The following is a 19,646-nucleotide window of genomic DNA, read 5'->3' on the forward strand; positions in this document are numbered from 1 at the left end:
GCGGGGCGGTCGGGGCGAGGCCGGGCGACCGATGGCGGCCGGCGCGGGTTCAGTTGCCGGTCACCGGAATCGGCTCGATCCGGACGATGACGCAGGGATCGGAGCTGACAGTCTGATCCCATTGCGCCCTGCCGAAATGGGTTTTGTTTACGTTGATGGTCTGATCCTCCGACTCGCCGATCAGATCGAACTGGCGGTCGGGATAAAGCATCCTGTACTCGCGTACGACGACCGATATCGGCGTCTCTTTTTCATTTATACTGCAAATTATGGATTCTATACTTTCAGACAGCGGTTCGATCAGCGTCTTGCGGTCGGTGCTCAGCGTCAGCGGCTGCCGGCTCTTGACCGTCACCCTGGCGCCCAGCGCGAAATAGGGAATGGCAGCGAGCTGCCGGCTTTCGAAATAATCGGCGGAGAACAGGCGCGGGCTGTCCACCGGCAGGCTGGAGCGCTGGCCGTCGGGATTGACCAGCCACAGTCGGGGCTCGTCGTCGCCGCGATAAGCGGCGACGCTGCCGACACGGGCATTGTCGCCGAAGGCGCCCTGCTGCCACTTGTCGGTATAGGGATTGTAGGACACCTCCGCCCCCAGCGCGACGAGCAGGCCACCGACATTGACGAGGGGCCCGCCGGCCAGAAGCGGGGCCAGATGCGGCGCGATGTCCGTCGCCCGTTTCGGGTCGTCGAGGACGATGTCCTCGCGCGCCTGCGCCAGCAGCGCCGGCGAGCCGGTGTCCCGGGCGCGGGCGAGGAGCGCGGCATTGATCGGCGCGTCGTAACGGGAAAGGGCGCCGGTCACCTCGTTGACGAGGAACAGCGACTGCCGGTCGTTGCCGAAACCATCGACCATGTGCCAGCCATATTGCGGCTCCAGTTCCGGCGTGCCGAGCAGCGGCTCGCCGCGCCAGCCCGCCCTGCCGGTGCGGATATCGTTCTCGCTGATCGAGAATGCCCGGATCGAGGAGCGCGGGTTGAGATCGGTGGCACGGTCGATCGGCCCGCGCTGCACCTGCACCACGATGCGGCCGCGCAGCACGCCGATCTGGTAGTCGCGCCGTTGCGGCCTGGCGGTGTCGATCGGGTCGTCGGTCAGCGTCGCCGGATAGGTGGCGGAGAGAACGGCCGGCGCGATCAGCGTCATCTCGGCATAGCCGGGCGTGCCGGGTTCGGCATTGCCGGCGGCAATGACCGCCACCACGCGCTCGGCGTCGAACGCGCGCACGGCGAGACACGCGGCATCCTGTATCCGGAGCGCGTCGGGCGGCAGAGCCTCCGCCTTCGCCTCCGTCGCCGGACGGTCGCTGACGCGGATCGGCTCGCGGACGAAATCGGGAAACGGGTCGTTGGTCCTGCCGACTCCATTGCCGTCGATCCCGCCGCCCGCCCCCACCCTGGACAGGAAGATGCCGTTCTCGCCGCACAGAACCAGCCGGCCGCCGGCGAAGGCCATGCCGCGCAGCGCGCCGCTGGCCACCGGGCTCCGGCCCGCCGGCTGCCACGGCTCGATGGCGAAGGCGCGCTCTATGGTCTCCTCGCCATATTGCAGCCGAACCACCGCATCGGCGGCGCCCGGGCTGGCCGGGACGATGAAGTTCATCTCGCCCGACACGGTCTGGCCAGGCGAGGCGCGCAGGCGCTGGAGCCGGCGCTGGCCGTGCAGGTCGGTCCATGCCAGCATGGCCTCGCGGCGCTCGTCCGCCGGCAGTTCGCGGATGTACCAGCGCGCCGTGACCGTGCCGCCGGGCAGCACCGAGGGCGGGGTCAGGATCAGGTTGGCGAACTGGTCGAGCTTGCGGACATCGAGGGTCAGCGTGCGCTTGATGACGACGTTGACGCGGCTGCCGCCCCGGCCGGTTATCTCGGCGGTGAGCTGGTAGGTGGCGGGCCCGAGCGCCAGCACCCTCTTCGAACCCGCGCACACCGTGCCGTCCGGCCGGATCGCCTGGCTCGGCTCGCGGTAGTCGACCGGCCCGCTCAGTGTCGCCTGGACGCAGCCGGTGATGTTCCAGCTCAGCGTGACCGGCGTGCCCATCGCCAGTGCCGTGAGCGGCTCCGTGTCGGCGCCGAAGCGTACCCTGGCCTCGTCATCGGCCTCGGCGGGCCGCTCCACCGGCGCCTCGACGGTCGCCGCCGCCGACATCGCGTCGAGGCTCGCGCCCGCACTGACCCGGAGCGTGAGGGCGCGCTCGCCCGAGCGCAACGGCAGGACGACGTGCAAGGGCCGGGCGGCGGCGCTGACCGGCGTGCTCTCGTCCTCGCGCGCATTGAGATCGAAATTAGCGATGCCGATGCGGGCCTTGCCGGGCTCGGGCGCCTCGCTGCGCATCAGGAACCACGGCCTGTCCCCGCCGGCTTCCTGCAGAACACCGCTGACCGTGCCGATATCCTGCCAGAGCTGATCGGTTTCCCCGCCCAGCAGCGCATCGGCGAGACGGTCGCTGTCGAGCACGATCTCGATCACCCGCGGGCGTGGCCGGCCCTCGCCCGGAGCGAGCGGCGCCACCGTGAGCTGCAGCGTCGGCACGTCGCCGGCAACGACCCGGGCCTCGACCACCGGCGGGGCGGCGGCTGGCGTGAGCGTCTGCGCCCGTGCCGGCCCGGGGCCGGGCGACGGGCTCGCGGCGAGAAGGGCGGCGGCCAGCAGGGCGTGAAACAGCGTGCGGTGCATCCTCATGGTTCCCGTTCTCATGCCTCTGGCGTAGCCACCGGCGCCGGCCGGCGCAGGATCAGCCGCCCTTCCGCCGCCGCGGGCGGCGACCCGTCGAAACGCGGCTCGATGGCGAGCGCGGGAACCGGCGCGGTGGCGCCGCCCGGCTCGCGCAGCACCCACTGGCCGCCGGTGCTGGCCGGCGCCGGCAGCACCGGCACGCCGCCGGCGAACAGGACCGGCCCGACGCCGAAGCCGATTTCGAGCCGGGCCAGCGCCGCCCGCACCGCGTCGGTGGGCAGGCTCGCCGACCGCGCCGGCAGCACGCCGCAGGCGAACTCCACCGAGGCCAGCGGGTCCATCACCAGCACGAACTCGCTCGCCGCCCCGAACCCCGCCCGCGCCGGCGCGACCGCGTCGATGGGGGCGAAGGCGGAGAAGCGCAGCCCCTGCGCATGGCCGACCAGACCGTCCTGCGGGTGGCGCCGGTTGCCGATGCGCAGCGGCAGGTCCAGCGGTGCCTCGCCGGCCGGGCCGCGCACCGATTGCAGCCGCGCGCGCGCCGCCACCACCGCCAGCGCCCGGCCGACCAGCATCTGCTCCGGCGCGGCCTCGCGGCTGCGGATGGCCCGGCGCGCGTCCTCGGCCAGTTGCATCATCCTCGCCAGACGCGTGGCGCCTTCGGCGGCATCGGCCAGCCACGCCGCCAGATGGGCCAGCACCGGATCGGCGATCCCGGCGAGCGCCACCGGGCCGGGCTCGGCGAGGCTGCGCCACACCACGCGCGCGTCGGGCGCACCGGCGCCGGGCGGCAGCAGCGCCAACTCGCCCAGCAGCCGGCCGTCGCCGGCACAGACCACCAGCGCGTGGTCCAGCCGGTTGACATAGACCCAGCCGCGGATCGGCGACGCCCCGATGAAGGCGACGTCCAGCCGCGCGCCGTCGACCAGCCGGGGCGGCAGGGCGAACGGGCCGCATTGGGTGTCGTCGACCTCGGCCTTGAGCCGCAGGCGCGAGCGCGGATGCGGCTGCACCCGCATTTCCGGCCGGCTGACCGGCTCCGCCCATTGCCCGAAATCGTCGACCACCCACAGATGCTCGAGGCGGAACCAGCCGGCATCGAGCGGGGCGGCTTCGCCCGGCGGGCTCGCGCCGAGCGGCGGCAGCGGCGCCGTCGCGGCGATGCGCAGGCCGGCGGCGAGTTGCGCCAGCGCCGCCATGGCGGCCTGCAGCGGGCGGTCGGTCGCCACGGTGAGCCAGGGCATGGCGGCGTCGGGCGAGGGTGTCAGCGCCCGGGCATTGAGACCGCGCATGGCGGCCGTGAGCCCCGCCAGTTCCTGTCCGGCCAGCGGGGTCCGGGTCAGCTCGGCGAAATCGCCGCCGTTCAGCCGCGATTCGGCAAGGGCGGCCTCCAACGCGCCGGTAAGGAAACGGCCGTCCATCGGCGCCATCAGGCTGCGGCCGGCCACCCGGCGCGCCGCCTCGTGCCCGGCGGCGGGCGTTCTCTCCGGCTGGCGATAGTCGTAATGCAGCGGTTCCTGCCCGGTCGGGAAGGTCCAGTCCGCCAGACCTCCCGGGCTGGGGTGCCAGTTCAGATCCCAGTCGATATAGAGCGGCGACCAGGGCTGCTGGCCCCAGACCGCGACCAGCGCCTCCGGCCGCACCTCGCGCCCGCTTTCGCCGACGAGCACCATGGACCGCCCCGGCACGCCGGAGCGGAACCGGGCCTGCAAGGCGTCCTTCCAGCCCTGCCAGTCGCCCTGGCCGGTGAAGGGTGCGGCACGGGCAAACGCCTCGGAGGCGACGGCCTGCTCCATCAGCACCGCCTCGCCGAGCAGCGCGGCGAGAGCATCGGCGCGGGGCAGGCCGCTGGCGGCGAGCGTGCCGGCCAGCGCCGACAGGGCGGCGGCGGGGAACAGCGCCTCCTCGGCCACCACCGGCGCAGCGGTCACGAGGTCGGCAAGGGTGCGGCAGGGCAACGGGTCGGGCAGCGCCGGCCGGCTGGCGCCGGGCAGCCCGGCCAGCATCACCACCGGATCGGCCGCGGCCCAGAAGCGCGGCTCGGCATCCGGGCTCAGGCTCCAGCCGGCGGGCAGGCCGGCGCCGAGCGCGGCGCGATCGGCCGCAAGCCGGGCCGCGACGCCCTGCGCCGCCTCCACGTCCTGCCCGAAGCCGGCGAGATCGGCCTCCAGCCCGGCCAGCAGTTCCGGCCGCCCGGCGGGACGCAAGGTGCCATTGCGCACCGCGATCACCCGCTCGCGCCATGTCGCGCGCAGCGCGTGGCCGCGCGCGATCAGCGCCCGCACCTCGTCGTTGAGCGCGCCCTGACGCTCGTTGAGCCGGGCCAGCGCCTGCTCCTGCGCGGACGTGGGCGTGGGCGTGGGCGTGGGCGTGGGCGTGGGTGCGGTGTCCGCGCCGTTCCCCGTGCGCACCAGGCTGTGCCGTACCCCGGCCTCCAGCGACCGGAAGCCGAGCGGGTGGTCGAGCCGGCGGCGCTCGCCGGTGTCGAGCGCGGCGGGATCGGCGGCGCCCAGCAGGTGCCCCTCCAGAACCGCCCATTTGGGCCGATCAGCGGGGTCGACCTCGTCGCTCCAGCACTGGTCCGACACCAGCGCGGACAGCGCCGAAGGCGCCGAGGCGCCGAGCCCGACCGACAGCCGCGTCTCCTGCGGCGACAGGCCGGCATGGGCCGGCGGCGATTGCGGCGCGCCGAGCAGCGGCCCGCGATAGCGGGCGGCGTCCCAGAAATTGATGTGCGCGACCTGGCCGTGAAACAGGCACGGCCCGGGCGCCGCGCCGGCCCCGGGCGGCAGCGCCCAGCGCAGATGATCGAGCACCGCCTGAAGACCGGCGGGCGGACCCGCCCTGTCGGCGAGCGCGGCCGGCAGGGCGGCCAGCGGGTCGTCGCCGGGGGCGCCATGCCAGCCGACCACCGCGTAGCTGACGCAGGCGAGCGCCGGCAGCCGCTCCTGCGCGTCGCGCAGATCATCGAGCCCGTCGTGCCAGGACAGGATGTTGCGGTTCTCCGCCAGCGAGGTGGTGAAGGTGGGCGAGCCGGTCCAGGGCGTGCCCAGCGCGGTGATCGGCGTGCGGCTCCGCCGCGCATGGCGGGCGGCGTCATACACCTCCAGCGGCTCGGCGATGCCGACCGGCCGGGCCGCCAGCTCCGGCAGGCCCGACGCCCCGCCGTCCGGCATCGCCACCGGCAGGCTGGCCGATGTGGCGTCGCCCGGATAGGCCGAGCCGTCGATCACCCACGCCTTCAACTCCACCTCGCGGCGGGCGCTGGCGCGGCGCAGCAGGCGCAGCACCAGCCACTGGTCCGGCAGGGCGGGAAAGCGCAGGCTGTTCTCGCCGAGCGATCTGCGCAGCCCGGCGGGAACGATCCAGCGCAGATAGACGCCGCGCTCGCCCTTTTTCGGCCGCTCGCTCTCGCGCAGCGCCAGCCGGCCGCCCGCTTCCGGCACCGCGCCATGGAACGGGTTCAGCCTGGGGTCTATGAGGGTGCGCAGGCCGGAGACGTAGCTGGCGCGCGCCCCCTTCCAGCGCAGCGCGGCGCCGCGCTCGGCGGTGTGCCGCGCCAGCAGCAGCTCGCCGGTCTGCGGCGAGGCCTCGCCCTCGATCACCAGGGCTTCGAGCTGGAGCGGGACCAGCAACGGCGAGGCCGTCGCCACGAGGGGGCTGGCCGGGCTCACGGCGCGATCTCCCATATGAAGGTCTGGCAGCTACCGCTGCCGACCGACGCGGCGACGAAGGCGGCGGCGGAGAGCGGGTCGGGCGCCGGCCCGGACGGCATGGCGGGCCCGCCCCGCGTTTGGCCGAGCGCCTGTTCCGCCCGCAGACGCGCCAGCGGGCTGAACCGGCGCTCGGCGTCCGGCTCCGGCACGCCCCTGTGCGGTTCGCCGAGACGCAGGACCAGCCCCTCGGGCGGCTCCTTGAAGGTGAGCGAGACGATCTGCCCCTCGGCAATGCCCAGCAGGATGTCGCCGGCCAGCCGCTCCAGCCGCAGCGGGCGTGCCGAGGGCGGCGCGGTGGCGACCACCGTCTCCAGCCCCGGCCAGTCCGACACCAGCGTCGAGCGCAGCAGGAAGCCGGTGCGCGGCCGGTCGAGACCGGTGCCCGGCGGATCGGGCTCGGCGGCGGCGCGGGCCTCGCAGCGCTCCAGCAGCCGCGACAGCAGCCGGCGCATCGACGGGCCGGCGGCCGCCGCGTCGCCGGTGGCGGTGCCACTCAGGCTCAGCGCGCCATTGGCCAGTGCCAGCAGCCAGTTGGGGTCGAGATGGAAATAGCGCAGGCTGGCCACCGGCAGCAGGCCCTCGCCCGCCACCAGATAGGAAAACGGGACGGATTGAAGCGTCATCAGCCCGTGCAGCCAGTCCAGCATCTGCATCGCCGCCCGGAAATAGCCGGGCGTGTCGGCCTCCTCGGCGGCGGGAGGGGCCGGGTCGGCCGCCCATTCGCGCTGGATCGCGCGCAGATGGGTGCGCATGAAGGTGTCGAGCCGGAACGCCACCTCGCGCGGCCCGGCATCGTCGGCGATGAAGGCGCGGGTGGCGGCGAGGAAGCCGGGCGAGGCCAGCGCCAGCAGCCGCCCCAACTGCCAGGCGGCGGCATAGGACAGCGTCAGCGACCCGTCCTCGGGCGACACGATCAGCGCGGCATCGGCATGGGCGAAGGTGTCGACCGGCAGCGGCGGCACCGGCGCAGGGGCGAACGGGCCGCGATACCAGGCCAGCGTCGCGCCGCCCCCGGCGGTGCGATACGGCAGCGGCGTGTAGCCGGCGGCGAGTGGGCGTGCCACGCTTTCCGGCGTACCGGGCGGGCTGGCGAGGCGCAGCAGGCCGGTGTCGAGGCCGCGCGCCGCCGCCGGAAAACTGTGCGCAGCGGCGGGGTCGTGGGTGAAGCGCCAGCGCGTCAGGACCACGAGGCGCAGCCGGCCCGGCCCTTCCGGCAGGGATGGCTTCGACGGCGGTGCTCCGCCCGCTTCCTCGACCAGTTCCTCCCAGCCCTCCAGCGAGACCAGCAGGGCGATGTTGGCGCCCGGCGCGGGAATGCGGCCGGCGCACACCACCGGGAACTCGCCCTCCCCGTGCATCGCCGCGCGCGGCTTGTCGTCCATCGCCACCCGCCGCACATGGGCGAGCCGGGCGAGATCGGCGCGCGAGGGGCACAGACGGCGCGCCAAATCGCGGTCGAGATCGAGAATGTTGACGCGCAGGTCCCCGGCCTCGTTACCCGGCTCCTCGTCCAGCCGCGGCAGCAGCACGGTGCCGTCGGCGCTGCGGCGGCCGGGCGCGAACAGCGCGGTCGGCGCCATCACCCGCACCGCCTCCTCGCCGCCCTGGGCCTGGAACTCGGCCTCGGTCAGCAGCAGCAGCGCCATCCAGGGCACGCGCGGGCCCTCGCCCGCCGCCAGCTCCCGCTCCCAGGGAAGCGCGCGCTTGCGCAGTACGATATGGGCGATGTGCCGGTGGAAATCGCCCATCGCGCCCTGCGCCGGCGAGCGGGCGTGGATGTCGTTCTCGTCGACCAGAAAGCGCGGGCCGCGCACGACGAAGGCCTCGTCGCGCCGATAATGATGCGCCTGCGGGGTTCCCGCGGGCCGCTCATAGCCGATGCTCTGCTGCACCACGATGCGGTGCAGGCCGGCGGTCAGCGCCGGGAGATAGGCGTCGTAGAGATCGAGCTTGAGGGCCTCGGGCAGCGGCGCGCCGGGATTCGGCATGGGTCAGGCTCCTTGCTGCCAGCTGGCGTTCATCGGCGGGGCGTGCGGCGCGCGCGCCCAGACATGGCCGGCCGGGTCGGCGGCGGCGCCGAGATCGACCGCGAGGCCGAGCCCGCGCAGCGCCTCGGCCATGGCGGCCTGACGCGGCCGGTGGGCGGCGGCGAACGGATCGGGAGTCGCCCGTGCGGAACCGGCCGGCAACCCGAGGCCGATGGCGGGCTCGGGCGCCGGCTGGCCGTGGAAGACCCGGTCGCTTTCGCGATGGCGGGCGACCTCAACCGCCATACCTTCGCCCCGGCGCGTGCCGGCCGGCGGCTTCAGCGAGGCGAGGCCGGTGAGGTAGGCGCCGGTCATCTTCGCCGCCGGGGCCTCTCCCGGCGGCTGCCGGTCCCACAGCGCGGCCGGCATCGCCTGGCGCTCAGGCACCAGATGCCACCCCTCCAGGTCGAGCGGCACGGTGACGCCGCCGGCGAGGTCCTTGACCAGGGTGACACGGAGGACGGACCGCGCATCGGTGACCGACAGCGGCACCAGCCCGAAGGCCACGCTCTCGGCGGCATGGACGTGCGCCGTCGCCGCGAGGGTGAGCGGCTCGGCGGCCACCAGGCTCCTGCCGCTGTCGCCGCGGCGCGGCAGCACGCCGCCGGCGGTGCCGAAGGCGAGTGTGGTCGCCGGCAGGAGCGAGGTCACCGACAGCACCAGTTCATCGCCGCGCACGATCCACGGGCCGCCCGGCGGCTTCTCGCCCGGCTGCGACAGCCGCCCGCCGACCAGCGCCGCCCCGCAGATCGCCGGCCCCTGCACCGGCACGCCGGCAGCGGGCACGGCATCCCAGTCCTTGCTCGCCTTGTCGAGGAACAGCTCGCCGAACCGGGCCCATGTCTGGATCTCGGTGGAGGCCTTGCCGCCGCCGAAGGCGATCTCGAACGACAGCGCCGAGACCTTCACCGTGGCCCGCCCGGCGAAGGGCGGACCCCACAGGCTGAGCGTCACATCGAGGCTGAGATTGATCGTGGCGATGGAGAGTTCCGCCTCGACGCGGATCGAAATTCCCGCGTCCAGCCGGTATTCCAGAGGCGCCCATCGCAGCAGGAAGTCGATCGCCGCCACGAACCAGGCCTTGATCCGGCCCTTGACGAAGGCGGCCTCAAGCCGCCCGCCCGCCATCAGATGCGAGGGGGTGAGCGCGCAATAAAGCTCGCCCTTGAGCGTCAGTTCGTCGGTCACCGCCCAGTTGAGGCCGAGGCGCGGGACCACCGGGTAGTGCGCGGGCACCTTGAAGTCGCGGTGATAGCCGCCGATGGTGAGGACGAAATCGCCCTTGCGCGCGCCGGCGAACCACACTCCCAGCGCGAAGCCGCCGGTGAGCCGGCAGCCCTCGTCCAGCACCCAGGAATTGGCGGTGAGTTCGGCCTGCAGCAGGAACACCCCCTCCTCGGGGCGCAAGGTCATCTTGATGGCAAGCTCGACCCGGCAGAATTTCTGCGCCCCGGCCGACTTCTCGAACCGGGCGAGGCCGAGCAGCGAGAACTCGACCTCCCGGCCGAACTGCGCGATGGCCAGCGCGAAGGCGTCGATGGTCTCGGCAATGGTGAAGCGCAGCCCCAGCGCGGCGAACATCTGGCCCTGATCGAACGGCAGGTGCTTTTCCAGCGTGGCGAGCATCTCCATCGCCGAGGGCCTGCCCTTGGGCTCCTCGCCATCGGCCATCGCCAGCGCGACCAGCGGGAAATCCGCCACCTCGCCGATCGCCGGCACCACCACCCGGCGGTTGAAGCCGAAGCCGAGCGCCATGCCGGTGAGGGTGAGCGCGCCCAGCCTGATGCCGGCGCCGCCGGTCAGGCTCAGGGAGCCATAGATGAACAGCGAGGTGGCGGGCGGCCCGGCCTCGACCTCGTAGCTGCCGTACAGCCCGACCACGCCGACCGACACCTTGGGCAGCTGGATGCTGAGCTGGCCGCCATAGACGGTCTCGGAGACCTGCAGGAAGCCGCCCTCGACCGAGATCGCCCCGCGCTTGAAGCTGAGGCTCATGCCCTTCAGCCGGCCGCGCGGCGCGTTCAGCCTGTCGATGCGGACCGAGACGCCGGCGTCCATCAGTTCCAGCTGCACGCCGGACAGGCTGATCCTGCCGGCCAGCGCGGCGGTGACTTCCCAACTGCCATCGGCCCGCCGCAGCCCGACGCCGAGGCGGGCGAGGTGCAGCGGGCCGCAATCGCGCTGCACCGGCAGCCAGCGCATGTCGTCGGAGGGCGGCTTGTCGAGGGGCGCGGGAGTGGCGGGCGCGGGGGTGGCGGTTTCGACCTCGCCGGGCGCCTTGCCCGTTTCCTTGCCGATACCCTCGCCGGGCGCCGGCGTCGCCGCTTCCGCCTCGGCTTTCTTCGGCGAGGGATAGACGATCGCCTTCTCGTAATCGAGCAGCCGCAGCGTGCCGGCCAGCGACACCTTGCCACCGACCTCGCCGGGCGGGGGAAAGTCCGTCGCCGGCAGGTTCTTGAACAGCGCGCCGAGATCGGCCTCCACGAGGGTGGACAGCACGCCGAGCTGCAGCGCGTCGAGGCCGACCATCTTCTTGCCGCCGCCCTCCTCGCCTTTCCCGGCGAAACGGTCGGCCGCCATGCCGATCGGCCCGCCGATCACCGGCAGGCTGCGGAAATCGAGGCTCGCCGGCCCCATCTTCAGGCTGTAGTCCCAGCCCGATGCCGGGTTCGCGGCAAGTCGCGCCGCCACCAGCGTCAGGCGGAAATCACCGCCATTGATCTTGAATTCAAAGTTCAGCGCGATGCGGGTGCCCTCGGCGCCGAGGCGCAGCGCGCCGGCGGCCCGGGTGACGACGACGCTGTCCGGCGGCAAGGGCGGCTCGAATCCGATTTCCGAGGCGAGCGGGCCGAGCGCCTTGCCGAGATCGAAGCGGGTGTCGGCGCCGAACCGGAAGTTCCAGTTCTCGTTGGCATATTCGAGGTCGAGCGCCACCTCGGTGGCGTCGAACCGGATCTTCCCCTTGCCCTTGAGCGACAGCGCTCCCTCATGGCGGACCTCCAACGTCGCCAGGGTGGCGGTGAGCCCGGCAAGGGCGAACGGCGATTGCGAGGTCGCGGAGAAGGCGAACGAGGTCTGCTCGCCGAGCGTGAGAGCGACCTCGACATCGTCGATCTCGACCGCCGCCAGCTCTTCCGGAGCGGCGATCTGCAGCAGGTCGGCGGCAAGGGCGCCGATCGGCAGGCGGGGAACCGAGAGCGTGCCGCTCATCCCGTTGTCGATGTCGATCAGGATGTCGGCGTCGACGTCGCCGATGCTCAACGTCGCCTCCAGCCGCGCCGTGAGGCTCTCCGCCCGCCGCCTGGCGAGTTCGAAGCGCACGTCGCCGATCAGCAGGGTCCCCCTGCCGACCGCGAATGGCAGGAAGCCGGCCGTGATCACCGAGAAGCGATAGCTGCCCTCGTTCGTATTGGCGGTGATCGAGAGATCGACGAATTGCAGGCTCTCCCGGCCGGCCACGGCATCGAGCCGTGCGGCGAAGGCCGCCGGCAGCGAGATCGTGCTGCCCTCGGCAAGCCCGGCGCGGAAAGTGCCCTCCGGCAGGGAGAGCGTGGTCTCGAACCGAACCATGTCGGCGCCGCTGCCGATCTCGCCAATGCCGCTCAGCTCGGCCTCGAAGGCGAGTTCGGTGTCCCTGTAGCTCCCCGTGGCGCGGAGGCTGGGCGTGAAGCGGATCAGATCGAACAGGGTGAACGGCGCGGAGTAGTCCAGCCACAGCGCGACCCGCCCACCGTCGAGCCCGGTCAGCGGCGCGGTGACTTCGAGCCGCCGCAGCCCGGGGACGACCGTGTCCATCGCGCCCAGCGCACCACCGAGCGCGGCCTCGATCTCGGGCACGAGCCCCTTGACCAGCGCCCCGGCCTTGATCGGGTCCGGCGCATCGGCCACCAGCGTCAGCCGCTTCGCGCCGGGATCGACCCGGATCGAGGCCGCCAGCGCCTGCTGGTCGAGCGCGATCCGCCCGTCGAGGCCGAGCGTGAATTGCGGCGTGGCGCCGCCCGGCTTCACCCGCTCCGCACCGACGCAGGCGCGGACCAGCGCGACGGACAGCCGCCCGTCCAGCAGCGCCAGCGGTTCGGGGGCGAGTTCGGTGCTGGCCTCGATCCAGTGGCCATCCGGCCGCCTGCCGACGCAGCCGGCGACGCGCACGCTGCGCTCCAGCCCGAAGCGCCGGCGCTGCGCGGCGTCGAGGTCCGGCAACAACGTCGCCTCGCCGGTGAAATTGATGCCGATCCGCAGCGGCGCCGTCTCGTGCGGCCAGTCCGCGTCGAGCTGGCGGGACAGGGCACCTATGCGCGCCCTGTCCTCGGCGCCCACCCTGCCCGCGAGGCCCCGGACAGCGGCGAAATCGTAGGAGGAGTAGCAGAGCCGGACCGAGCGAAGCCCCAGCGCCTTGTCGATCGCGCCCTGCGCCGGCTTGAGCGCGCCATAGGCATCGCCCGGGCGCCAGACCTCGCGGTGTTCGCCGGAGGCGACGAACAGACGCGTCGCGTCCGACCGCGCGCCCTCGGCGCCGAACAGCGGCAGAGCGAACTGCCGGGCCGAGACCGTGCCGCCGCCCTCGGCAAGCGAGGCCAGCCAGGCGTCGAGTTGATCGCAGCCATGGTCCTTGAGGCCAAGAGCCTCGAACTGCCCGGGGTCGATCGTGGACAGGAACCTCGCCGCAGGTGCATCGTCCCTTTCATTGCCGCCGGCCATCCGCGTCGTCCCCTGCTCGTCTGACTGTTGGTCGCAACCCGTTGGCTGGAAGAACACTGCGGTTGCTTCAGGAGCACATCGCGATCTGGTCGAAGAACTTGGTCAGGTCGGAGAGTTCGATGGGGAAGAAGGCGCGCCCATCGGCGTCTTGCGAGACCACCGCCTCCAGCCTCTTGACGTCATCCTGCAGGCCCAAGCTTTCGGCCTTCAGGATGTCGAGCGGATTGTCCGGGATGGAGGCGAGTTGCTCGACCATCTTCCCCGACAGGGACACGACCTGAAGGCCCCCCGCCGTCTCGACCGTTTTCGGCACGTAGCGCCGAACATAGTCATTCCATGGATTTCTTATGTATAGAAAATGGATATCTCTCCGCCCGGCCGTCGTCTCCAGTTTTATGGTCGCCGTATCCGCGATCTGGTAGGCGTGACCCGCGACGAGACCTTTCTTCGCCGAATCGATGTTTTTTCTGAAGACGATCCAGTCGGACTCGGTGCCGAGAATGCGTTTCGTCCCCGCGAAGGCGGCGGAGATCGGCGCCGGACTCGCGGCCTTCAACCCTGTCTCGATCTTCTGAAAAATATCGAGCTGGTAGTCCGCATATACGCCGGTTCCCCGCTTCCCCGGGAATGAGTTGGCGACAAAATCGGCGATCACACCCTCGAAATTCACCGGCTTGTAGCCGTGAGCCGAGAGATTTATTTCGGTTCTTTTGATATCCTTGAGCTGGCGCGCGATGTCTTCGCGTCTCATTTCCTGGATATATTCTATTTTCCTGGAAATTATATCCAGGCACTTGTCCACGGCCGATCGGCGATTGGCATAGGTCGTGCGAATGTGTGCGCGTATCTCGTCCGCGACGGCGGAAAACGGCGCCGCGACGGTGGCCCCCGGGAGCGGGACCATGATATAGTTGGTCTTCTTGCCCGCCGTCGTGAGAAACGTGCCCAGAATCGGCCGCCAATCCTTATGCAGCGGCGACAGGTAGCTCTCGTCGAGCATCGAGCGAAGCAACTCGCAGCGGAAGACGCTCGTATTCATTGTAACGGGCCCGTTAATACCGGTTATGGTCACCGCCGGCGAAATCACATCCGACGTTCCACCTGCGAGATGCTCATAGGCTCTATGCGTCACGCCGGAAGCGAGCGCTTCCAGATAGGTGCAGGCATAGCGTCTATCGGCGGAAGCCACGGGCGGCCGCGCGACGTTCTGGAACGGCCAGGGCGGCAGGGAGGGCGGTGGCAGCGGTTGCGGCGGCGGCGGATTCGGCAGCTTGACCAGGTCTTCCTGCAATATCGGCTGCAGATAGTAAGCCCTGAGAAAGGCATACGCCTTCTCGATGAAGTAAACCCAATCCGCCTTGTGTTGCTGCAGTGGAACATTCTGACCCTTGACGACGGCATGCAGTATCGTCCGCTGCACACGCACGATGACGGGAGACGTCGCGCCGGCGTGCGGCACGTGGAAACGGACATGCACATGATCGGCATCGGCGCCGATCATGTCGGGGATCGATTTCGGCTTCCTCCTGATCAGCGCGTTGATGGCGGACAGAAGATAGCAATCGCCGATACTGCCCTGCCTCACGTCCTCGAAAGCCGGCTCATTCACGAAGAGCGGCCCGGTGCTCGCGACGTAGCGATAGTCGGCGCCCGGCGGCGGCAGGTGGATGTCCTTGAACTCCGCCTGGTCCCAATGGGCGTGGGGCGTGCCGGGTGGCGGAGCGGCCCCCGCCTGCGGCAGATAGACGAGCAGGCCGTCAGCCTTCGCCGGATCTACAGGTATCCTCGGCATCCATTGTCCCCGGGCCACCACCTGCCAATGACGGCACCATTGCACCTTAGAGTTGTATCGTCAATATTTACAATCTTATTTGGCCACGCTTTCATGACCGGCGTGGCGGCGGGGTGCGGAGGCTGCCACCCAGCCCGGCTCCGCCGGACAGGCTGTCGCGAAATCGCGGGCGGTCTCCCGGGCGCCGGAAGAGGACAAGCCAGCCTTGGCCGGGGCTTCCGCCCCGGCGCCCGGCCGGGCGTGCCTCAGCCTATGGCATTCAAGGCCGCGCGCCGCCGGGGGCCGCCCCCTGCCGCGCCGGGGCGGCACCGCCTGGGGAATAGCCGAGTTGCTCGGAGAGTTCGCCGGCCGCGGCGAGGAGCCGGCCGAGATAGGCGTCGCGGTGGCGCAGCCCGTCCTCGCGCGGGGTCACCAGGCACAGCGTGGCGATGCAGGCGCTGTCGGCCTGATAGACAGGCACGGCGAAGCAATAGGTGAAATTCTCCACCGTGCTGTTGAAGGTGAAGAAACCGTCCTGCCCGGCGCGCCGGGCCTCGGCGATGAACTGCGCCGGCTCCAGCAGCCGCCCGTTCGGCAGCACGAAATCCTCCGGCGGGATGAAGGCGAGGATTTCCTCGTCGCTCATATGGCCGACCAGCAGCCGCCCCGAGGCGGTCCACGGGATCGGCACGGTCTCGCCGACATCGGAGGAGATGCGGAACGGGCGCAGGCCCTCGCGCATCATGGCGACGGTGTATTTGTTGCCGTCGAGCATGCACATCTGCGCGGTCTCGCGGGTCTCCTCGGCGAGCCGCTGGAGCAGCGCGGCGCTCTCGCGCATCAGGTCGAACCGGGCGGAATAGGCGGTGCCGAGGAAATACAGCCGGCGGCCGAGGAACACCCGTCCGTCGCCGCCGGAATATTCCAGCATGCCGTGGCGCAGCAGCAGGTTGACCAGCTCGTAGACCGACGAGCGGGGGCCGCCCATCTCGGCGGCGATCTCGTTGGGACGCAGCGGCTGGCGGCGGCGGCGCAGGAATTCGAGGATCTCGAAAGCGCGGTCGAGGCCGCGGCTACGCTTTCCGGCGTCCTTGCCGACATCCCGGCCCGCCCCTTTGCCGCCGCTGACGGCGAGCCCGTCCTGCCGCACCGGCTCCCTGTCGCTCATTGCCACTCCCCTGCCCGCGCTGCGCCGCCCCGCCCGAGGCCGGACGGGACGGCGGCCGGCATCACATCTTGTCCGCGCGGAAGGCGATGCAATCGATCTCCACCTTGCAATCGACCATCATGCGCGACTGTACGCAAGCACGGGCCGGCGGGTTGTCGGTGAAATACGCGGCATAGACGCCGTTGAAACTCCAGAAGTCGCGCGGGTCGTCGAGCCATACGCCGCAGCGCACGATGTCCTCGATCCCATAGCCGGCTTCGTGGAGAATGGCGATCATGTTCTCGATCGCCTTGCGGCTCTCGTCGACAATGCCGCCGCGCACGATCTCGCCCTTCTCCATCGCCACCTGGCCGGAGACGTAGAGCCAGCCATTGGCCTGGGTGGCGCGGGCGAAGGGCAGCTTCTGGCCGCCTGCGCCGACTTCGCCGGCGCCGTAACGGATGATGGTCATGCGTACCTGCTTTTCTACTGGAAACTGGAGGATTTGAGGAACTCGACCAGCCGCTCGGTCTGCGGCCGCACGAACATCTCCTTGGGGTCGCCCTCCTCGCCGATCACCCCCTTGTTCATGAAGATGACGCGCGAGGCGACCTCATAGGCGAAGCGCATCTCGTGGGTGACGAGCAGCATGCTCATGCCCTCGGCGGCGAGCGCCTTGATCACCTGCAGCACCTCGCCCACCAGTTCGGGGTCGAGCGCCGAGGTCACCTCGTCGAACAGCATGAGGCGGGGGTTCATGGCGATGGCGCGGGCGATGGCGACGCGCTGCTGCTGGCCGCCGGAGAGCTGGCCGGGATAATGGTCGGCGCGGGCGGCCAGGCCGACACGGTCGAGCCAGCCCTCGGCCAGCGCGCGCGCCTCGTCGCGCCCCATCTTCTTCACCTTGACCAGGCCCAGCATCACGTTCTGCGCCGCGCTCATATGCGGGAACAGGTTGAATTGCTGGAAGGCCATGCCGGTGAGCGCGCGCTGGCGGGCGATCTCCTTCTCGCCCTTGCGGCGGCGTGCGCCGGCGATCTCGTCATAGCCGATCGCATCGCCGTCGATGAGGATGCGCCCGCCCTGAAACTCCTCCAGCATGTTGATGCAGCGCAGCATGGTGGTCTTGCCCGAGCCGGAGGAGCCGATGATGGCGATCACCTCCCCCTGCCGCATGGTGCAGTCGACGCCCTTCAGCACCTCGACGGCGCCGTATTGCTTGCGCAGGCCCTGTATTTCGAGAAGCGGCTTGGTCATTGAAGAGCGCCTTCAGGACGGCACGGCGGTCTTGCGCTCGACGAACTTGCCGAGCCGCTCGATGCCGAAATTGATCAGGAAGTAGAGGAAGCCGGCGAAGAAATAGAATTCGAGGCTCATGAAATTGCGCGAGATGATCTCCTGCGTGCGCAGCAGCAGCTCGGCGACGCCGATCACCGACAGCAGGGTCGAGGCCTTCACCATCTCGGCGGCGGTGTTGACCCAGGTCGGCAGGATCTGCCGCAGCGCCTGCGGCCACAGCACGCTGGCGAAGGTCTGGCCGAAGGTCAGCCCGATCGCCTTCGCCGCCTCGGTCTGGCCGGCGGGAAGCGCCTGCAGCGCGCCGCGCAGGATCTCCCCGACATGGGACGAGCAGAACACCGCCAGCGCCAGCACGCCGGCCTGGAACGGGCCGAGATCGAGCCCGACGGTGGAGAAGATGTAGTAGCTCGCCAGCACCAGCACGAGCACCGGCGTGCCGCGGACGATGTCGGTGTAGCCGCGCAGCAGCAGGCGCAGCAGCCGGTTGCCATAGACGAGGCCGAGCCCGAGGCCGACGCCGGCAACCGAGCCGGCGAGAATCGACAGCAGCGAGATCGAGACGGTGACGCCGAGCCCCTTCAGCAGGGCGAGGCGGGCGATCCATAGCTCGTTGGCGAACATCAGCAGGTCGTTCGTCAGCAGGTCGTGCATCGCCGCCGCCTCACTTCGGTAGGGCCAGGCGCCGCTCGACGGCGCGCATCAGCGCCGCGAGCACCGCGCAGGTGGCGACATAAAGTGCCGACGTCACCATCCACACCTCGATCACGCGGAAGGTTTCGACATTGATCTTGCGCGCCTCGAAGGTGAGTTCCGGCACCGCGATGGCGGCGGCCAGCGAGGTGTCCTTGAACAGCGAGATCAGCGTCGAGGACAGCGACGGCAGCACGTTGCGGACCATCAGCGGAATGACGATGGAGGTGCGGATCTGCATCGGCGTGAGGCCGATGGCGAGCCCCGCCTCCTTCAGCCCGCGCGGCACCGACAGCAGCCCGGCCCGGAACACCTCGGCGAGATAGGCGCCGGAATAGACCGCCAGCGTCAGCACGAAGCTCGCGATCTTGTCGAGCCGCACGCCGAGCTGGGGCAGCGCGAAATAGGTGAACAGGATCAGCACGAGGATCGGCAGATTGCGGATCACCGTGACGTAGAGCTGGGCCGGCCGGCGCAGCACGGCGCTGCCGCCGACCAGCGCGAAAGCCAGCACCAGCCCGATCGCCGCGCCGATGACCAGCGCCACCGCCGCCAGCTGGAGGCTGAGCAGCAGCCCGCCGAGCAGCAGATCGAAGCTGCGCCAGACCGCAGCGAAGTTGAGCGTGTAGCCCATGGAATTTCCCGAAACGGCCGGCGCAGGCGCAGGCGAAAGAGCGGAGGACGGCGCGGGCGAACGCCCCGCCCCCCGGTTCTAGAAGCCGGCCCGGCTCACTTGTACTCGACCGGGAAGCCGATCTGCGGCGGCGGCAGGTCCTTGCCGAACCAGGTCTTGAAGGACTTGGCATAGGTGTCGAACTCGACGCCGGTCATCGCCTCGTGCAGGGCGGTGTTGACGAAGTTGAGCCAATCCTGGTCGCCGCGCTTCACCGCGCAGGCATAGGTCTGCGGACCCCAGCCATAGCCGGCGTCGACATAGCGACCGGGATTCTGGATCATGAACCAGCCGATCGACGACTGGTCGGTGGCGACCGCCTCGGCGCGGCCGGAGTTCAGCGCCTGATAGATCAGATCCTGCGCGTCGTACTGGTCGACCTTGGCCTCGGGCAGCGCCGCGTGCACCAGGTCCTCGGCATAGACGTTCTGCAGCACCGCGACGGTGACCTTGGAGCCGGCCGCCTTCAGCGCGGCATAGTCCTTGTAGGGTCCGTCGGCCTTCATCATCAGGCCGACGCCTTCACGGTAATAGGGAATGGTGAAGGCGACCTGCTGGGCGCGCGCGCCGGTGACCGTCATGAACTGGCAGGTGATGTCGACCTTGCCGGTGGTGATGTTGGGAATGCGGGCATCGGAGGACTGGTTCACGAACTCGACCTTGGCGGGGTCGTTGAACAGCGCCTTGGCGATGATGTGGCCCATGTCGACATCGAAACCCTGCAGCGTGTCGTCGGCGCTCTTGAAGTGCCAGGGCGCGTTGGTCGAGCCGGTGCCCATGACCAGCGTGCCGCGCGCCAGCACCTTGTCGAGCGTGCTGCCGGCATCCTGCGCGACAGCCGCGCCGGACAGAAGAAGTATCGAAGCCAGCGCCATGACGCCGGCGCGAAGATTCGCGCTCATGCCAGTTCCCCGTGGTTGCGTTTTGCGTTGTCCAATATATTGGATATACGTC

Annotated in this window: 11 protein-coding genes; all 11 read right to left on the reverse strand. The window is 70.6% G+C overall.

Annotation, left to right across the window (positions count from 1 at the left end):
- Nucleotides 1–49 precede the first annotated feature (49 nt).
- Entirely contained in the window at nucleotides 50–2,677 is a 2,628-nt protein-coding gene (locus tag KHC23_RS08325; RefSeq protein ID WP_246544436.1) for a hypothetical protein, read from the reverse strand.
- 11 nt (nucleotides 2,678–2,688) lie between these two features.
- Nucleotides 2,689–6,345, reverse strand: coding sequence for a hypothetical protein (locus KHC23_RS08330; RefSeq protein WP_271188665.1), 3,657 nt, complete (start codon nucleotides 6,343–6,345; stop codon nucleotides 2,689–2,691).
- Entirely contained in the window at nucleotides 6,342–8,375 is a 2,034-nt protein-coding gene (locus KHC23_RS08335; protein WP_213371363.1) for a hypothetical protein, read from the reverse strand. Before KHC23_RS08335 ends, KHC23_RS08330 begins: the two co-directional genes overlap by 4 nt.
- A 3-nt stretch (nucleotides 8,376–8,378) precedes the next feature.
- Complete coding sequence (locus tag KHC23_RS08340) at nucleotides 8,379–13,112, reverse strand: DUF6603 domain-containing protein (protein WP_213371365.1); 4,734 nt, start codon at nucleotides 13,110–13,112, stop codon at nucleotides 8,379–8,381.
- Between the two features lie 67 nt (nucleotides 13,113–13,179).
- Complete coding sequence (locus KHC23_RS08345; protein ID WP_213371368.1) at nucleotides 13,180–14,904, reverse strand: C2 family cysteine protease; 1,725 nt, start codon at nucleotides 14,902–14,904, stop codon at nucleotides 13,180–13,182.
- Nucleotides 14,905–15,163: 259 nt separating this feature from the next.
- Nucleotides 15,164–16,051 carry an IclR family transcriptional regulator gene (locus tag KHC23_RS08350; protein WP_213371370.1) on the reverse strand — a complete coding sequence of 296 codons (888 nt, stop codon included), beginning with the start codon at nucleotides 16,049–16,051 and terminating at the stop codon, nucleotides 15,164–15,166.
- Between the two features lie 61 nt (nucleotides 16,052–16,112).
- Nucleotides 16,113–16,502, reverse strand: coding sequence for a RidA family protein (locus KHC23_RS08355; RefSeq protein WP_213371372.1), 390 nt, complete (start codon nucleotides 16,500–16,502; stop codon nucleotides 16,113–16,115).
- 14 nt (nucleotides 16,503–16,516) lie between these two features.
- On the reverse strand, nucleotides 16,517–17,287 hold the full coding sequence (locus tag KHC23_RS08360; protein WP_213371374.1) for an amino acid ABC transporter ATP-binding protein: 771 nt from the start codon (nucleotides 17,285–17,287) through the stop codon (nucleotides 16,517–16,519).
- A 12-nt stretch (nucleotides 17,288–17,299) separates the two neighbouring features.
- Nucleotides 17,300–17,950, reverse strand: coding sequence for an amino acid ABC transporter permease (locus KHC23_RS08365; RefSeq protein ID WP_213371481.1), 651 nt, complete (start codon nucleotides 17,948–17,950; stop codon nucleotides 17,300–17,302).
- A gap of 40 nt (nucleotides 17,951–17,990) precedes the next feature.
- A complete protein-coding gene (locus KHC23_RS08370) occupies nucleotides 17,991–18,653 on the reverse strand; it encodes an amino acid ABC transporter permease (RefSeq protein WP_213371376.1) in 663 nt (220 codons plus the stop codon).
- 95 nt (nucleotides 18,654–18,748) lie between these two features.
- Nucleotides 18,749–19,594, reverse strand: coding sequence for a transporter substrate-binding protein (locus KHC23_RS08375; protein ID WP_213371378.1), 846 nt, complete (start codon nucleotides 19,592–19,594; stop codon nucleotides 18,749–18,751).
- Between the last annotated feature and the right edge of the window lie 52 nt (nucleotides 19,595–19,646).

The sequence above is a fragment of the Ancylobacter dichloromethanicus genome (assembly GCF_018390645.1).
GTDB lineage: Bacteria > Pseudomonadota > Alphaproteobacteria > Rhizobiales > Xanthobacteraceae > Ancylobacter > Ancylobacter dichloromethanicus.

Coding starts and splice junctions, on each gene's coding strand:
- KHC23_RS08325 (WP_246544436.1), bottom strand. CDS start 2,677: ATGAGGATGCACCGCACGCTGTTTCACGCCCTGCTGGCCGCCGCCCTT.
- KHC23_RS08335 (WP_213371363.1), bottom strand. CDS start 8,375: ATGCCGAATCCCGGCGCGCCGCTGCCCGAGGCCCTCAAGCTCGATCTC.
- KHC23_RS08340 (WP_213371365.1), bottom strand. CDS start 13,112: ATGGCCGGCGGCAATGAAAGGGACGATGCACCTGCGGCGAGGTTCCTG.
- KHC23_RS08345 (WP_213371368.1), bottom strand. CDS start 14,904: ATGCCGAGGATACCTGTAGATCCGGCGAAGGCTGACGGCCTGCTCGTC.
- KHC23_RS08350 (WP_213371370.1), bottom strand. CDS start 16,051: ATGAGCGACAGGGAGCCGGTGCGGCAGGACGGGCTCGCCGTCAGCGGC.
- KHC23_RS08355 (WP_213371372.1), bottom strand. CDS start 16,502: ATGACCATCATCCGTTACGGCGCCGGCGAAGTCGGCGCAGGCGGCCAG.
- KHC23_RS08360 (WP_213371374.1), bottom strand. CDS start 17,287: ATGACCAAGCCGCTTCTCGAAATACAGGGCCTGCGCAAGCAATACGGC.
- KHC23_RS08365 (WP_213371481.1), bottom strand. CDS start 17,950: ATGTTCGCCAACGAGCTATGGATCGCCCGCCTCGCCCTGCTGAAGGGG.
- KHC23_RS08370 (WP_213371376.1), bottom strand. CDS start 18,653: ATGGGCTACACGCTCAACTTCGCTGCGGTCTGGCGCAGCTTCGATCTG.
- KHC23_RS08375 (WP_213371378.1), bottom strand. CDS start 19,594: ATGAGCGCGAATCTTCGCGCCGGCGTCATGGCGCTGGCTTCGATACTT.